Annotated in this window: 12 protein-coding genes; 5 read left to right on the top strand and 7 right to left on the bottom strand. The window is 45.3% G+C overall.

Annotation, left to right across the window (positions count from 1 at the left end; genetic code table 11):
• The first annotated feature begins 206 nt into the window (after positions 1-206).
• Positions 207-965: an ABC transporter substrate-binding protein gene (locus G6R11_RS12750; protein WP_163133462.1), complete on the top strand. Its 759-nt coding sequence runs from the start codon at positions 207-209 to the stop codon at positions 963-965.
• Between the two features lie 294 nt (positions 966-1,259).
• Positions 1,260-4,631, top strand: a complete 3,372-nt coding sequence (locus G6R11_RS12745; RefSeq protein ID WP_163133461.1) for a DUF5060 domain-containing protein — start codon at positions 1,260-1,262, stop codon at positions 4,629-4,631.
• A 55-nt stretch (positions 4,632-4,686) separates the two neighbouring features.
• On the opposite strand, the gene G6R11_RS12740 is transcribed toward G6R11_RS12745, so the two are convergent.
• The 3 genes from G6R11_RS12740 to G6R11_RS12730 form a co-directional block, all read right to left on the bottom strand.
• Positions 4,687-5,802 carry a DNA alkylation repair protein gene (locus G6R11_RS12740; protein ID WP_163133460.1) on the bottom strand — a complete coding sequence of 372 codons (1,116 nt, stop codon included), beginning with the start codon at positions 5,800-5,802 and terminating at the stop codon, positions 4,687-4,689.
• A 25-nt stretch (positions 5,803-5,827) separates the two neighbouring features.
• Entirely contained in the window at positions 5,828-6,196 is a 369-nt protein-coding gene (locus tag G6R11_RS12735) for an HNH endonuclease (RefSeq protein WP_163133693.1), read from the bottom strand.
• A 108-nt stretch (positions 6,197-6,304) separates the two neighbouring features.
• Complete coding sequence (locus G6R11_RS12730) at positions 6,305-7,339, bottom strand: acyltransferase (RefSeq protein ID WP_163133459.1); 1,035 nt, start codon at positions 7,337-7,339, stop codon at positions 6,305-6,307.
• Between the two features lie 171 nt (positions 7,340-7,510).
• On the opposite strand from G6R11_RS12730, the gene G6R11_RS12725 reads away from it, so the two are divergent.
• Entirely contained in the window at positions 7,511-8,917 is a 1,407-nt protein-coding gene (locus G6R11_RS12725; protein WP_163133692.1) for a sensor domain-containing diguanylate cyclase, read from the top strand.
• Positions 8,918-8,960: 43 nt separating this feature from the next.
• On the opposite strand, the gene G6R11_RS12720 is transcribed toward G6R11_RS12725, so the two are convergent.
• Positions 8,961-9,488 (bottom strand): DUF4136 domain-containing protein, encoded by a 528-nt coding sequence (locus G6R11_RS12720; protein WP_163133458.1) that lies wholly within the window; start codon positions 9,486-9,488, stop codon positions 8,961-8,963.
• A 153-nt stretch (positions 9,489-9,641) separates the two neighbouring features.
• Between G6R11_RS12720 and tcdA the strand changes: the two genes are divergently transcribed.
• Both tcdA and G6R11_RS12710 read left to right on the top strand, forming a co-directional pair.
• Positions 9,642-10,424 carry a tRNA cyclic N6-threonylcarbamoyladenosine(37) synthase TcdA gene (gene tcdA, locus G6R11_RS12715; protein WP_163133457.1) on the top strand — a complete coding sequence of 261 codons (783 nt, stop codon included), beginning with the start codon at positions 9,642-9,644 and terminating at the stop codon, positions 10,422-10,424.
• Between the two features lie 178 nt (positions 10,425-10,602).
• The gene (locus tag G6R11_RS12710) at positions 10,603-12,237 is read left to right on the top strand and encodes a methyl-accepting chemotaxis protein (protein WP_163133456.1); all 1,635 of its coding nucleotides are present in this window, start codon (positions 10,603-10,605) and stop codon (positions 12,235-12,237) included.
• Positions 12,238-12,307: 70 nt separating this feature from the next.
• Here G6R11_RS12710 and G6R11_RS12705 read toward each other — a convergent pair whose 3' ends face one another.
• From G6R11_RS12705 to G6R11_RS12695, 3 genes are read right to left on the bottom strand one after another with little or no spacing between them, the layout of a single operon-like run.
• Positions 12,308-15,379 (bottom strand): efflux RND transporter permease subunit, encoded by a 3,072-nt coding sequence (locus G6R11_RS12705; protein WP_163133455.1) that lies wholly within the window; start codon positions 15,377-15,379, stop codon positions 12,308-12,310.
• Between the two features lie 11 nt (positions 15,380-15,390).
• Positions 15,391-16,512: an efflux RND transporter periplasmic adaptor subunit gene (locus G6R11_RS12700; protein WP_163133454.1), complete on the bottom strand. Its 1,122-nt coding sequence runs from the start codon at positions 16,510-16,512 to the stop codon at positions 15,391-15,393.
• 15 nt (positions 16,513-16,527) lie between these two features.
• Complete coding sequence (locus tag G6R11_RS12695; RefSeq protein WP_163133453.1) at positions 16,528-17,139, bottom strand: TetR/AcrR family transcriptional regulator; 612 nt, start codon at positions 17,137-17,139, stop codon at positions 16,528-16,530.
• Between the last annotated feature and the right edge of the window lie 18 nt (positions 17,140-17,157).

Raw genomic sequence — 17,157 nt, 5'->3', positions numbered from 1 at the left:
TCAAGTTAGGCAAGTGTATATATTATTAAACAATACAATAAGAACTTAGTTGTAAAAAAATTCGACAAAGTTAGATATGCAGTCTACCTAGCTCTAGTACTTCACTATAAACCTTGATTAAGACCAAGCTAGAGCTACGCTTGAACTAGCCTTTAAGTTACTTAGCTTACTGTTTTAGTTAATAATAGAGAGAGGTCATCATTTACTTGCTCCGTACCTTTTTATGTTTAAGCCTGCTGATTGTAAGCAGCCAAAGCATTGCTGAAAGCATCACCATAGCCAGTGGTGAACATCCTCCCTTCACCTCTCAATATCGTGAAGATGGCGGCTTAATAAATGCCATTGTTAAAGCTTCGTTTACTGCTGTAGAAACAGAGGTGAGCTTTCGCTATTTGCCCTGGCAACGCGCTTTAGTCTCTAGCCAAGTAGGCAGCTACGCAGCCACTTCTTATTGGGCTTTTAATGCCGAACGTCAACAGTTCTTCCTTCACTCTGAGCCGCTTTGGTACGGCGGAAGCGTACTAGTTAGCTTAAATTCCACCGGAGAACTCAACAGTTTAGCCAGCTTAAAAGGCAAAGTAGTGGGTGCGGTGCGGGGTTATACGTATAGCGATGAATTTTGGTTAAATGGCAAAAAAGGCCTTTACCAAATTGAAGTGGTTAATTCAGATCTGCAAAACTTAAAAAAGCTGTTTGCCAAACGTATCGATGCGCTATTAATTGATAGAGTCGCTGCAACTACTCTGATTAACCGTTACTTAAGCCCTCAGCAACGTGCCGTTTTGTGTATATCCAACAAGGATGTAATAACCAGCAGTGTACATTTACTCATATCTCGCAAAACCGAGGGGGCAACAAAGTTGCTTGAATCATTTAATCGCGGATTAGCAGAAATAGTTAATAGCGGACAATACCAACTAATAGCCAACCGCTATCCAATGATCACTCATGGTTTTCTAAAATAGCCCTTCGCTCTACTCCCTGTCGCCTATAAGCAACAGCCTCATACCCCATTTTCAGACCTTAAATAATATGTAATTAAGTTTTATTGAAAAAATCAATAAAACCAATAAATTACGGCTTTACAGTGTGTTGATAAATTGCTCAAATCCTCACTGACAAAAAACATTATAAAAAGTTAGTCAATTTAAATACTCAACGCTAAGTACAAACGTTACAGACCAGACGACTGGTTTATCACTGAATTAGATAAACCTTCTTTGCACTTTGTTGAACCAACAAACACAAGGAAAAATGCAGTGAAACAACTTAAACAACGAATAGGAAAAGCAAGGAGCGTAATAAGCTTACTTTGTCTCGCTTTTTCTTTTTTTGCCAATGCCGCAACCGGCAATCAAGGCATCAACCTAAATCAATTGCTGGATAGCTTCAGCGCTCAGCCGGCAACTTTTCAGCTGGCGGTAGTACAAGCTGATGAATGTAACCTAACTTCTGAATGTAAAAGCATTTATGGTGACAGCGCCTACGACTGTGTTAACTCACGCAGTTCGCAGAGCTACTGTTTATGTGAAGACGGAGTATGTGCCGATCTTCAACCCACAACTCCTCCAGAGCCAGAATATGGCGATGAGTGTGATACTACCGCTCAGTGTAAGAATACCTACGGAAACACTGCCAACGACTGCGTAAACTCTCGCAGCGATCAAAGCTACTGCCAGTGTGGCACCGAAGCGTGTCGCGACCTAGATAATGGTGGTGACAATGGCGGTACCGGCGGCGACAACGGTGGAGATAATGGCGGAGATAGCGGTGGCGATAACAACAATCCCCCTTCAGCCAATACCCAATATATTGAGCAAAATGGCTTAATTGTTATTGAGGCGGAGAATACTCTATCTTCCTTAGGTGAGTGGCAAGGTAAGTCTGAATTAGCCGGCTACACAGGTGCTTCTTATTTAGAGTTTAACGGTAATAGCTACATCTCTGGTCCAGTTAACTCGCCCTTAGAATATAGCTTTACTGCTGCTCAAACAGGGACTTACCACTTGCATATGTATGTGGCTAGGGAAACGATTGATAACCGCACCGACGTAGCTAACGATGGCTATGTACGCTTAGATGGTAACTATGATGCAGTAAGCGGTGAAGGTAATGCGACCAAGGCTATTTTAAGCTCTGACACCAAGTTTTATGGTGGCGCTGACAACAAGTTTGTTTGGGCCTCGGGTAAGCGATTAGACAAAAACCACGCCAAACACAATGCCATTTACAATCTAAAAGCGGGTGAAGAATACTCCTTTACCCTGTCTGGTCGGTCTAAGTTTTTTAAAGTAGACCGCATCGTTTTTCGCCACAGCTCGGTAAGCCCAGCAAGCGCGCAAAACCTAGATCTCCCCGAGACACTTGCGAGCAATATGGCGAAAAGCTGTGAAGTGAGTGAGACAAATCAGCAATGGCATAGGGTTGAGTTAAGCTGTAAAGGCTACTTTGCTGATGAAAGCAATGCCAGCACCTTCATTAACCACCGCTTTAATGTCACGTTTAGCCAAGGTGAACAACGCTTTGTAGTGCCTGGGCATTTCGCCGCTAGCGGTGATGCTGCCGACACCGGTGCTAGTAGCGGTGATGTATGGCGCGCTTACTTTATGCCACCTAATACCGGTGATTGGAACTACCAAGTGTCTTTTCGCAAAGGCACCAACATAGCGCTTAGCCAGCAAAACAATGCCGGGCAAGCGATTGCCGAAATAGATGGCCAGCAAGGACAATTCTCGGTTTCAGCATCTACCGCCGATAGCCAAGACTTACGCAGCCAAGGTTTATTGCAACACTTAGATGGCGAGCGCTATCAACGCTTTGCTGGCAGTGGCAAAGCATTTATTGAAGCCGGAATGGGCAGCCCAGAAAACATCTTTGGTTATGCCGATTTTGACAATACCGTTAAAGGCAGCGGCGGTTCATGTAAAGGCATTTTGCACCAGTTTGCCGAGCACGAAAGTGATTGGCAAAGCGGCGACCCAAGCTGGGGCGGCGCACAGCAAAAAGGTAAAGGCTTAATTGGCCTAATTAACTACCTAGGCTCACACCAAGTAAATAGTGCTTACATCATGTTAAACACCGTAAAAGGTGATGGCTGTGATGCTCACCCTTGGGTTATCTATCAAGAAAATGGCAATAACAAACGCACCTTCGATATCAGTAAGTTAGACCAGTGGGAGCGCGCTTTTTCACATATGACTAAGCAAGGTTTAATGCTGCATATGATGACTCAAGAAACCGAGAACGAAACATTGTTAAACAATGCCAGCCTTGGTTTAGAGCGAAAATTGTATTACCGCGAACTTATCTCGCGCTTTGGCCACCACCCAGCAGTACAGTGGAATTTAGGCGAAGAGCAAGATGCAACGTCAATTGCAGCACTAAAAGCCTATGCTGACTATATCAAACAGTTAGACCCCTATGATCACGGTATTACTTTACATACTTACCCAGGCCAACATGCCCGTTACGACGACATGCTCGGTCACCCTACATTTAACGGCCCTACCATTCAGTACGGTGGTATTCCAGAAAATGCCAGTGCCACTGCTAGTAAAAACTCAGTATACGGCGAAACCATTAGCTGGTTGAACAAATCGGCTGCTGCGGGGAAACAATGGTACGTAACATACACCGAGGCTTCGGGTAGCGATGCACCTAAACCTTACCAAGGTGTAAATGCTCGCCAACGTGTTTACTGGATGTGGGCCAGCGTGATGTCGGGCGGAGCAGGCTTCTCTTGGTATCTTAAAAATGATGGTGGTCACGCTTATGATTTAGCGGTTGAGAATCTGCGCGAATTTGATCAGCTATGGCAACAAAGCGGGCATGTTCATCACTTTTTCAAAAACATACTGCAAGAGCAGCTAGGGCTTAATCTTCAAAACCTAGTGGTAGACAATGGTGCTACAACCAGCGGTAACAACTGGGTGCTGTCGGACAAACAAAACAACTACATCATTAACTTACGTGATGGTGGAAGCACCAACCTTAAACTTGCTAATAACAACATTTATCAAGTTTATTGGTACAACCCTCGCAGTGGTGAACTAAGCAAGGGTTTGAGTCTATCAGGTGGTACAACGCTAAACATTGGCAACCCACCTAAAGAAAGCAATCAAGATTGGGTAGCTCTGGTTACTAATCGAGAGCTAAACGATGATGGTCAAGGCAATCAGCCAAGCCAACCACCGGCTAACAAAATCTTCGTAGATATTAATAGCTTTGATATCTCGAAAGTTGATGGCTTTGTGCCAGCCTATAAAGACAACACCAGAAACGCCTTAGCGGTAAATGCCAACAGCTATAAAGATCAATATGCCGCAGTGCGTTATACCTTTAATGGCAGCAGTGGAGACTACAAACTTACCATAACAACGCTAACCGAAAATGATGGTGAAAGTAGCTATCGTTTAGTAGTAAACGGCCAACAAGTGGGTGACTACACTAACCCTAAATCGGCAGTTAACTACCAAACTAGCCAGCACACTTGGAGCGACATATCGCTAAGCAATGGCGATGAAATTCAAATTGAATTTAACTCCACCTCAAATGGCGAAGTAATTTCGAGCAACGGCCAAGCTGATTACGCGCGTGGTCGCTGGCGCTCACTAGAAATTATCGAGCAATAATCCTAACCAGTGGGCGAGCGAAAGCTTGCCCACGCTATTTTGCAATACCCATCGTTTAGGCGTTAAGCGTAAATGCCAAACGCGCCTGCTCTTGGCCATTAATATGGATTGCCACAAAGTGTTCCCCCGGATAATAGCGACGCGTAGAAATAGCCTTAAACGAATGGCTTTTCTCCATAGCAAACATTTCGCCCTCTGCTAAGTTCACGTTCTTTAGCTTAAACACCTTGGCCGCGGTTTTGCCGTTGGCTTTCATAAAATGCAGCGCATAATCCAATACAAACTTTTGCTGAGGCTTTTGTGCCCGCAGGGCAATAGCAAAACTAAGGGTTTCGCCCATTGCCACTTCGCTATTGAGCAACGCAAACTCCTCAATATCAACCTTTGGCTCAGCGGTATAACCTAACAGCGGAAAGCTTTTTGGATGGCCCTGCTTAACTAAACTTCGAGTGGCATGTTTGATCAACCACTGTAAGTCACTACTGGCACCTTGTTGCCAAGCTAAACACATTGCCAATACCTGCTCGGGGTGGTCTTTGGCGATGTCGTTTAGGTTGTTCGCCACCGAGCGGCGCACATACAAACTGCTGTCGTTTTTCAGCGCGTCCAAAATCGGATAGATTGGCGCGGGATCTGTGATCAGCTGTTTAAGCTGCACTCCCCACGGTAGCCTAGGCCTGCAGCCTTCACTGGCTAAACGTCTAAGGTGTTCATCTTCACTGCGTGTCCAAGCCAACAATTGTTGCCAGCTTAGCTCAGGGTGCTTTTCGATAAACGGACGAATAGCAAACTCAGCACTAAACAAGGGGCTAAGTGCCGCCAAGGCTTTAAAAGCCAATTGTGGCTGGTCTATACCAGCCACCGCCACGTAATCGGTAACCGGCCAAATGGCAAAACCGCGTAAGCTATCGTCTGGGTCACCACGGTCCCAATACTGCGGCAGTGCCGTAAGTATTTCGGTAACTTTCGCAAAGTCTTCAGGCAGCGTTTGTTGCAATACCTCAATAATATGAGTCACCCGCTGTTTAAGTTCTAGCTCCTCTAAGCCCTTAAGCGCAAACTCAACAAACCGTTTAGTGTCAAACTCTGGGTAGACCGCCGCTATTCCCTGTGCAATGCGCTGCACCGCAGGTTCTGCCAGGCCATTTTTCATTAGCATTTGTTCAGCCATGTCACTCTCTTAAGGTTAAAGCCATTTAGCGCCACTGCTTCTCAGATTTATTAGATTTACCTATATTGCACTGGTCACACAGCACTTGTAGGTTATCTAATTTCAATTCAAGCTCGGGATAACGCGAGCGGGGTTTTATATGATCCACATGTAAAGTCGCGCCATTTTCAAGACCCCTACCGCAACACGCGCAGCTGTTTCCATATTGATTTAAGGCTTTGTAACGAAGCTCTAACCAAGCTTGACTCCGATAAAAATCACTCACCTTGCTTGTAACTTCTGGTAAATCGCAGGCTTGAGTATAACTAATGGGCTCTTGGTCTGGTCCATATAACATGACCAATGTATGCATACTTTCTGGATGCTGTTGAAACCACTTGCGAATAGCTCGCATTGCTCCCGATTCCGTTTTATAAGACTTTCGGTGCACTTTGTCATTCACTCTAAAGCTCACGCTATACATGCCATACCTCTGCTACGGATAGCCTTATACCACTCAATACTAAGGCACTAACCAGCGAGTGAGTGATGAGCGAGTAAGTAACCAGCTCAGCACAAATGCTAAACCTAAAGCCACCGCGCTAATTACCACTAGAGCAATACTTGAATGACCAAACCACTGATAGATGCCGTAGTCTGGGTTACGTACTGGTATCAAAAATAAAGGGTGAACCAAATAAATACCAAAACTGTATTTGGAAATAGTTTTAATTAATGGCCTAAAACCTTCGGGCACTCGCTCAGCGTAAGCTTTTATTAATACAAACAGGCTCATGGCAATCACGGCGGTATTTAAGCTTTTATACCCCATAAATACACTGCTGTATTCGCCCTGTAACCAGATATAAAAAGCACTACCAAATACATTAAACGCCAGCATAGCACTGCCTGTAGCCAGCCAAAATTTAAGATGGGCCTGTTGGTCGTTATTAAATAGATACCAACCCATCACCAAATAGCCACTATATAAAATGATGTTTTGACGTAGCGGAGTTTCTACCTTAAGCCAATGCATTAAAGTCAGCATTAACCAAGCGGCTAGCAGCAACAAAACCCGTTGTTTCTCCATTTTATATAGCAATGGCGCCAGTAGTGGGATCACAAAGTAGAGTGGAATAAAGTCATAGAAAAACCACAGATGATACCAAGTTTGTTCATTGGGCGAATGCTCTAACAAGCTTGCGGTTACATCCCAAGACCAAGCCCCCTCTTCATAACCACCAACAAAGGCATAAATTACCGTCCAAGCTAAGAAGGGCAACAAAACCTTAGCTAATCGCCGCGGTAAATAATGCGCCGCATTAAAAGGCCGCTGATCCGACATCAACAAAGCACCGCTAATCATGATAAAAATAGGCACCGCCCAGCGGCTAATGGCATTAAGAGAAATAGCCGGAAGCCACTCGTGCCAGGCCAGTTCGGGCACCATATCGCGATATGGGCCAAGCACGTGAATACCCACTACTGCTATAGCAGCGATAAAGCGTAGACACTCTATATAGAATAGCGAAGGCCGAGCCGCTTGATTATTTGCCATTACAGTATTAACCTTTTTGTTACTAACTGGCAGCCAGCGCCAGTTTGGTTGCCTAAGACTTACATTAACTTTACACTAAGATCTTGAATAAAGGCCAGTTTGCAAGGAGCGCAGGTGCCAATTTATAGCCCATGGAATGACAAACGTAAGTTTGTTTTCGGCTTATCTTTTATGCTGTTGTGTGCCTTTTGGCTCACCTCTTGGTTGAGCTACCAAGTTGCGCATACCTCGCTAAGAGACCAAATAGAATCTAATCACCTGCCTTTAACCAGCGATACCGTTTATTCGGAAATTCAACGAGACTTACTACAACCTATCTTTACCTCATCCTTAATGGCGCAAGATACCTTTGTACGTGATTGGGCAATTTCCGGTGAAAACAACGCTCAGCCAATTATTCGTTATCTCGACAATATTCAGCAGCGCTACCAAACCATTACTAGCTTTTTTGTATCCAGCCACAGCGGCCGTTACTACCACCCGTCGGGCATTATCAAAACCATTTCTAAAGACGACCCAGACGATGCCTGGTTTTATCGAGTAAGCCAATTACCGCCCTCTCAAGAGTACGAAATAAACATCGACTACGATACCGCTGATAACAGCAGAACCACGGTATTTGTGAATTACAAAGTATTTGATTTTGAAGAGAAGCTGATTGGGGTAACCGGAGTTGGGCTAAACGTAGAATTTGTAAAAGAACTCATTCAGCTCTACCAAACTCGCTATCAGCGCAGTGTTTACTTTATTGATGCCTTAGGCAATGTCACCTTAAGTGGCACCAACTACCAAGGACCGCGTAACATTAGCTTGCGCAAGGGCTTGGCTTCTCAAGCAGCCTCAGTTCTTAGCGGGGCGAAAAATAGCTACCGTTTTAGCGAAGATGGCCAACAACACTATCTAAATGCTCGCTATATTCCAGAGTTTAACTGGTACTTGATTGTTGAACAGCAAGACGTACCGGCGATTCAAGATCTCAAACATACCTTGTGGGTAAACCTTAGCATTAGCTTGTTGGTTACCGTTAGTATGCTAATAGTGGCTAACTTTACCCTAGGCCGCTATCAACGCCGCTTAGAAACACTGGCGTCTACCGACAAACTAACCGGTATTTATAATCGACAAACCTTTGAAGGCCGTTTAGAACAGGTAATTGATATACAACACCGGGCCAATAGCCCCTGCTCCATCATCATTTTCGACATCGACAACTTTAAGCAGGTTAACGATAAATATGGTCACTTGGTGGGCGATAAAGCCTTAAAGAAAGTGGCCGAAATAACCCGTCAATTTATTCGCCAGTCGGACATTTTGTGCCGTTGGGGCGGCGAAGAGTTCATTGTGTTGCTACCCAACTGCGATGCCTTAGCCGCCCTAGAAGTGGCAGAAAAAATTCGTTTAGGCGTAAATCAAAGCGAATTCGAGATTGAAGGCAACTTGATCACTATGAGCATTAGCTGCGGCATCGCTCAAATTAAAACCCACGAAATACTCGCCAGCCTATTGGTTGATCGCGCCGATAAGGCCATGTATCGCGCCAAGCAAAATGGTAGAAATAGAAGTGTTATAGCAGAATAAATCTTACCCGCTAAATAAGTTATCTAGCGGGTACTAGAATGGTTTAGTTAGCTTTTGGTGGGTAGTTTTCTAACATTAAAGTGATTTGTTTATTAATGAATTCGGCGCGACTTTCTGGTCCCATAGTTTCACGTAGTTGGCTTTGCGAAATGGAGCGCCATACCAAGGCATTAGTTGCTGGATCAAAAAACTCTACAACCAGTTTGCCATATTTACGTTCTTTATAACGATCTGGTGAGCTCACACCAATTGCCCCGTGTTTGCGGCCTACACCCACTGAGAATGAACCGCCGTAAGATTCTAACTCAGTCGCTACATCAACTCGGTAGTCAACCAACATATCGGCCTCTTCAACCGCTACCGCAGGTATGCCTTTAGCTTGTAGTTGGCTGCTTAACTCACGCTCAATGCGTTGGCCATCAATAGTTGCCACTGCATCCTCTGGCATTGGTACAAAGGCAAAGTCTTTGAACTGGGAGAAGTCCTGGTCAACATTATAATCTAGCGCCGGTTTTACCGTGCATGCGGCGGCAATAAAGGACAAACACGCAATCGCAAAAATTCGAAACATAGTTCACTCCAAGTGCTTATTGGCACAAATTTCAATACCTTAAATCTAACACAAATGCGCCGTTTTACCCCACCACTTATTACAGCCCCTAATGCTTAACCAAGCACCTCGGCTTTGCTATAATCACCGCCGTTATTTTTATCGTGGTTTATCATGTCTCAATTTGAACAACGCTTTGGCGGCATTGCACGCCTTTATGGTCGCTCGGCACTCAATACTTTCCAACAATCTCATGTTTGTGTCATCGGCATTGGCGGTGTTGGTTCGTGGGCGGCTGAAGCCTTGGCTAGAAGTGGCATTGGTAAGATTACACTGATTGATCTGGATGACATTTGTACCACCAATACCAATCGCCAGATCCACGCCACCACCAGCACCGTGGGTCAGTCAAAAACCGAGGTAATGCGCCAGCGGATTTTACAAATAAACCCAGAGTGCGAATGCCTAGAAATTGAAGACTTTGTTACCAAAGATAACCTTAGTGAATACATCACCAAAGACTTTGACTACGTGATTGATGCCATTGATAGCGTAAAAGCTAAATCAGCCTTAATTGCTTACTGTAAACGCAACAAAATCAAACTCATTACGGTAGGTGGCGCCGGTGGTCAAATTGATCCAACCCAAATTCAGATCACCGATTTAGCCAAAACCATTCAAGACCCTCTGGCAGCCAAAGTCCGCAACGAGCTGCGTAGGTTCTACAACTTCAGTAAAAACCCAAAACGCAAGTTTGGCGTAGATTGCGTATATTCTACCGAGCAGCTTATCTACCCAAGTAGTGATGGCGAAACCTGTATGGCGAAGCCCGATGCAGGCGGCAGCATGCGCATGGATTGCAGCAGCGGTTTTGGCGCAGTGACTCACCTAACCGCAAGCTTTGCTTTTGCGGCAGTATCACGCGTGCTTAAGAAGTTAGCTGCAAAAAGCCCGTAATCTTTGCATAAACTAAATAACTCAAAGACTTAACTTCATCAGAATGTCTTTCCGGTAGTTTATCTCAAATCTCTCAAGTTTTAATAATTGCTAGCTAAGCCCCAAAAAAATAAAGGTTTTCTCTGCTCTTTTAAGAGTGCTGTTCTATGCTTTATTTAATAGCAAAGGAGAGCAAATAATGTCTTGGGATAAAACCAGTTTACGCTTCAAAATACTGTCGGTACTTGTTGCTTCATTGGTATTGTTAATGGCTGTAGCCATATACACAGCAATGCATCTGCGTGAAACAGCTAACAACTTTGATAAACTCACTCACAATGAAGTGCATCTCGAGGAAGTAGCCCTACTGTCCCACATCGCCTTTAAAACCCAAATTCAAGAATGGAAAAATGTCTTGCTACGCGGCCATGACCCAGAGCAAAACAAAAAATATTGGGATCGCTTCCAAGATAAGCAAAAAGAAGTTCAGCAACAAGTTGGCAAACTGGTTACAGAGCTAAAACAAGCCAACTACCCAGAACTAGCAAAACTTGCAGAAGAGTTTTTAGCCTCGCATAAAACACTCGGTACCGCTTATGCTAAAGGGAAAGCGGAGTACGAGGCAGCGGGTTTTGATTTTAAAGCCGGCGACAAAGCAGTAAAAGGCATTGATAGAGCTCCCTCTAAGTCGATGTCGCAGCTTAGCGACCAACTAAAAGCTATAACCGCCCAGCAAGTTGAACTAAATACTGCGCGCGCTCATCAAGTCAGCCAGATTAGCTTCATTATCATTGGTATTAGCGGCTTGTTGGTGATTTTTGTTAGCTTCTTATTTATGGAGCGCCAATGCATTAAGCCAATTAACTCCTTGGTAGAAGACATAGACGTACTCGCTAATGGAAAACTCAATGTTACCGTGCACTTAGAGCGCGGTGACGAGCTTGGTAAGCTAGCCAATGCCACCCGCAAGTTGCAGCAGTTTTTGCTCAGTACCGTGTCTGATTTAAGCCAATCTGGCGAGCAGCTACATAACTCATCCAATATGCTAAATAACATGTCAGAAGATTTAGCCAAAGGTACCCATCAGCAACGTGAAAGCTCTGATTTAGTGGCCACAGCCATTCAAGAGATGTCGCACTCGGCCAACGAGGTATCGCAAAATGCCGCCAATACTGCCGATACTACCCACAATACCGATTTAACCGCGCACAATGGTGCCGAAGCTATGAAACAGGTAATCACCAGTATTAATACTCAGGTAGCTGATATTAGCCACGCTGGAGAAGTGGTTAAAGATTTAGCCGCAGATACCAATAATGTGGGAGCGGTGCTCGATGTAATTAAAGGCATTGCCGAGCAAACTAACTTGCTGGCACTTAATGCGGCCATTGAGGCAGCGCGTGCCGGTGAACAAGGCCGAGGCTTTGCAGTGGTAGCCGACGAAGTAAGAACCTTGGCGCAAAAAACCCAACAAAGCACCAGCGAAATTCAAAACATCCTCGAGAAAATTCAAGGTGGTGCCAACAACGCTGTAACGGCCATGGAGCAAAGCCAAAGCCGCACCGACGAGGTGGTAGAGCAAGTAGAAACCGCCGAAAGCTTGTTATCGGAAATTGTCACCTCTATTGGCAGCATCAATGAAATGAACTTACACATTGCCTCAGCGGCAAAAGAACAAACCACCGTGGCTGGCGAGATTGCTTCACTGATCGAGCGCATCGCCGATGTCGCCACGCAAAACTCTCAACAAGTGGATGAATCAAACCAAATTAGTGGCCAGCTTAACCAATTAGCTGATGACTTCAATGTGCAGCTTAAGCGCTTTGAGTATTAAGTACTTTTGAATAGCGAGCATAAAAAAGCCCAAGCAAATGCTTGGGCTTTTTAGTCTCGTTCAGGTTGGCTTAATCAGCGACGGTGTCGCCCACTAAGTGGTCAACACTTGGCACTGGTTTGTGATTGGCTCCCAAGTAGGAGTAAATCACTGGCAATACAAACAATGTAAATACCGTACCAATAGATAAACCAGCACAAATCACCATACCAATGTCGAAGCGCGCTGCCGCACCCGGACCAACCGCTAATAGCAATGGCACCAAGCCAGCTACCATAGAAATGGTTGTCATCAAGATTGCCCGTAAACGAATACGCGCCGCATGGCGAATTGCAGTGATTTTATCTTCGCCTTTTAAGATTTGACGCTCTTTAGCTACTTCACACATCAAAATACCGTGTTTGGTAATCAAACCCACTAAGGTAATCATACCAATCTGGGTATAGATGTTTAGCGATGCTAAGCCCCAGCCCATCATCAACAGTGCGCCACAAATCGCTAACGGTACCGACACCATAATCACAATTGGGTCGCGAATACTTTCGAACTGCGCTGCCAATACCAAGAAGATAATCGCTAGTGCTAAGCCAAAGGTGGCATACAAGGCCGAGCCTTCTTGCACAAACTGGCGAGACTCGCCTTTGTACTCAAAACCGTAACCCTTAGGTAAAATCTCAGCTGACTTTTGCTCTAAGAACTTAAGCGCATCGCCCATGGTCTGACCTGGCATTAAAGCGCCGTTTAGGGTTACCGAGTTGGTTTGGTTCATTTGCAATAAAGAGCTTGGTTGACCGGTTAAATCCCATTCGATTAAGTTAACCAAAGGTACTGGGCTACCATCCACGGTTTTCACGTAGAACTGACCAATGGCCTCAGGGCTTAAACGGTCTTCACGCTTAACCTGAGGGATCACCTCGTAAGAGCGACCGTCGTAGTTAATGTGATTAATGTAACCATCGCCCATTAAAGTGCCCAAGGTGCTGGCAATATCGGCCATTTTCACCCCATAAGCACCGGCTTTATCGCGGTTAACCTTTATGTCTAAGGTGGCCGTTTGGAACTTGGTATCTAAGTCGGTAAATACAAAGTAACCACTTTGCATCGCCGCTTGTTGTAGCTCCTGGGCTAGACTCACCAAAGTGCGGTAATCACCAGTACCTTGCAATACAAACTGCACTGGGAAGCCGCCACTGGCACCCGGTAGAACCGGCAATGGGAACGACGCAACGGATACACCGGCAATGTCGGCGGTTTCGGCTTGAATCGCTTTCACCAGCTCATCTTGACTCATGGTGCGGTCTTCCCACAGGGTGGTGTTCAAAAAGCCTAAACCTTGAGTCGCGCTAGGTATACCCGCTAAAGTAAAGGCACTGGCAATATCATCTAAGCCCATGCCTCGTCGGCCAACTTCGGTGGTGTATTGATCCATGTAATCAATGTTTGCCCCGGCCGGACCATTGGCCATAATCATCGCCGCACCTTTATCTTCTGCAGGTGCAAGTTCTGTAGGAATAATCTTCAGCAGTGGGTACAAAGAGCCCATCACTATAATGGCGAAAATCACCACCACTGGGCGGTACTTTAATACTCCACCAACAAGTTTGTCGTAGCCGCTGTCTAAGCTATCTAAAAACTTGTGAACGCCTACTTCAAAGCGACCCGGATTTGGATTGTGTTTCAGCAATACCGAACACATCACCGGAGACAAGGTTAAGGCGACAAAACCCGATACAACTACCGCGCCCGCTAAGGTAAGAGCAAACTCAGCAAACAATACGCCGGTTAAGCCTTCTACCATGGCAATTGGCGAGTATACCGCCGCTAAGGTAATGGTCATTGAAATCACCGGTAAGGCAATTTCTCGGGTTCCCACAATGGCAGCATCAAAGGGCTTCATACCTTGGCGAATATGCCGGTCCACGTTCTCCACCACCACAATGGCGTCATCTACCACCAAGCCAATGGCCAGTACCATCGCTAGCAAGGTGAGTAAGTTTAACGAGAAGCCCAAAGCTTGCATGGCTAAACACACACCAATCAATGATAGAGGAATCGCAATAACCGGAATTAAAACTGCTCGCAAGTTACCCATGAACAAGAAGATAACTACCACCACAATAATGGTTGCCTCGACGATGGTGGTCAGAACTTCATTAATCGACGATTCAATGTATTCCGTTGAATCATAAAGTACCTGCATGCCCATGCTATCGGGAAGGTTGGCTTCCAAGTCAGGTAACATTTCGGTAATTAACTTGGCAACGGTTAACGGGTTAGCTGTTGGAGTTGGATCAATCGCTACTACAACTGCCGTTTGCGCATCGGCCTTAGCTCGCACGGTTTCACGCGCCGCATCCAGCTCTAGCTCAGCCACATCGTTTAAGCGAACAATACCGCTTTCGCTGCGCGCCACAATCAACTGTTCAAACTCGGCACGGGTTTTAAGATCAGTATCGGCTTCTACGTTGTAAAGAAAGAAGCGGCTCTTCGCCTGACCGGGTGCTGAACGAAAGTTGTTGTTTTGCAGTGCATTAACCACTTCTGCGGCGGTGAGCTTATGGTTAGCTAGTTTTACTGGGTCTAGCCACACTCGCATAGACAACTGCGGCCCATACACATTGGCCTTAGCCACACCACTTACTGTTACCATTTGCGGCTGCACATTACGATTTACGTAATCCACAATTTGCGCCGCTTTTAGCTCATCACTACTAAAGGCGATGTACATAATGGAGGTGCTAGAACCGGTAGAACGCGAGATGTTGGGATCTAAGGCTTCACTAGGCAAACGGGCACGTACCGCATTAACCTTAGCCATAATCTCCGACAAAGCGGCATCTGGGTCTGCTCCAGTTTTCATGTAAGCAGTAATGGTACTGCTACCCATGGAAGAATTAGATTCTAAGAAATCGAGGTTATCCGCCTCAGCAATCGACTGCTGCAGTGGCTGGGTAATAAAACCCTGAATAACTTCCGCAGGCGCGCCGTAATAAGCGGTGCTCACGGTAATAACCGTATTGGTTAGCTCTGGATACTCGCGAATTTGCAGCTTAAAGACTGATTGAATACCAATAATCAGTAACAGCAAACTTAAAGACAGCGCTAATATCGGTCGCCGAATAAAAATATCGGTAAATCTCATGACCTAAGCTCCTAATCTTTTGGCAAGTTTTGGTCGCGTTGCACGAAGTCATCTTCCACAATACGCACCACCGCCCCATTACGTAAGCGCACTTGACCAGAGACGACTACTTGCTCACCCGCGTTTACGCCTTTATCTATCACCGCTACGTCTCCACGACGTTCGCCAACAGTAATCGAGCGCTGCTTAGCCACTAAGGTTTCACTACCATCTTCGGCGGTGTCATTTTCTAATACGTAGATAGATTCACCGTATAGAGAGAACGAAATAGCCTGCTGCGGCACCACAATTTGATTAGGCTTAACCGCTTGCCAAATACGTACACTGGCATACATGCCAGAACGTAAAAGCCCTTCTGCGTTAGGAATGGTAGCCTGAACTTGAATCACACCACTTTGCGGGTCAACCGTAGGTTCAATGGTAGTAATTGTGCCTTTAAACCACTGAGCAGGGTAAGCGTCAGAGTTAAGCTCAATTTCGGTACCCACATTGATTAGCGATATGTCTTTTTGCGGCACAATAAAGCGCAACAACATATGGTCTAGATTCTCTAAACGGGCAATGTCGTCACCGGCTTGTAAATACTGGCCTAGGTTGATTTGGCGAATACCCATTACACCGTTGAATGGTGCACGAATATCTCGGCGCTCAATGGTGGCTTTAAGTGCTTCAATATCACTCACTAAGGCTAAGTAGTTGGCTTCTGAATCATCAAATTGGGTTTGTGATACCGAGCCACGATCAAGCAAGGTTTTGTTACGCTCCATTTGGCGTTTAACCGCCGGAAGCTTAGCCTTAGCGCTGGCAAGGTTGGCTTTTTCAACATCAGCCTCAAGACTAACTAATAGCTCACCCGCTTTTACTGTATCGCCCGATGAAAAGTGAATTTTGCTTACCAAACCGGCTACCGAGCTACTAAGGTTCACGCCCTGGTAAGGTTCAATAAATCCAATTGACTCAATCGCTGGCTGCCAGTCTTCTGCATTTGCTGTAGCGACTTCTACTGGCATTTCTGGCACCGGTCGATTAGCCATAAATTCGGCAATCATCTTTTGCTTGAACAGGTAAAAACCAAACACACTACCAAACAGAATCACTGCTATGGCTAGCATGATTGCCATCCATTTTTTCATTTCCCACTCCAATCACTAAGGGTGTACGGTGATAGCATCCCAGCTAGCTAAAAGCGCGGCGTCCATGTCTTGCTTTGTAAATTCCACTTCTCGCAAATAAGAAAAGCGACAAATTTCGAGTATTTGGCCAAAGGCCAAGGCATACAACATTTCACTCGGTAAAGGTTTAAAGCAGCCTTGTTCGACACCACTGCGAAAAAATAGTTTTACCGGTTCAAATAATTCCTGAATAAGTGCTTTATGGTGAGCATTTTTAGGTAAGGTTTCTAAATGCACCCACAAGCGTTGCACATTCACATTCTCTTGATGGTAGTGTAGTGCATTCAGCCATAAACGACGGTGGCGTTCTTGTAGGCTTTGCGCGTTTTCCACACCTGATAAAAAAGCCTCGGCAAACAAACGTAGATTGCGATCGTGCAGCTCTGCCATCAGTTCATCTTTGTCTTTAAAATACAAATAGATGGTGCCAGTAGCCACTTTGGCTTGTTTAGCCACACGATGAATAGACACAGCCTCAAGCCCCGATTGATTTATCAGGGTTTCGGCAGCTATCAATATACGTATGCGTTTATCAGTGATCACTAAAATGAACATTTGTTCAGTATTTTCGGCGATTATATTCCTCATCAAAAAACAATCAATGAA

Source organism: Agarivorans sp. Alg241-V36, from assembly GCF_900537085.1.
Classification (GTDB): Bacteria; Pseudomonadota; Gammaproteobacteria; order Enterobacterales; family Celerinatantimonadaceae; genus Agarivorans.
Note: the sequence above shows the minus strand (reverse complement) of the source record. Positions and strands in the feature narration are given on the sequence as shown.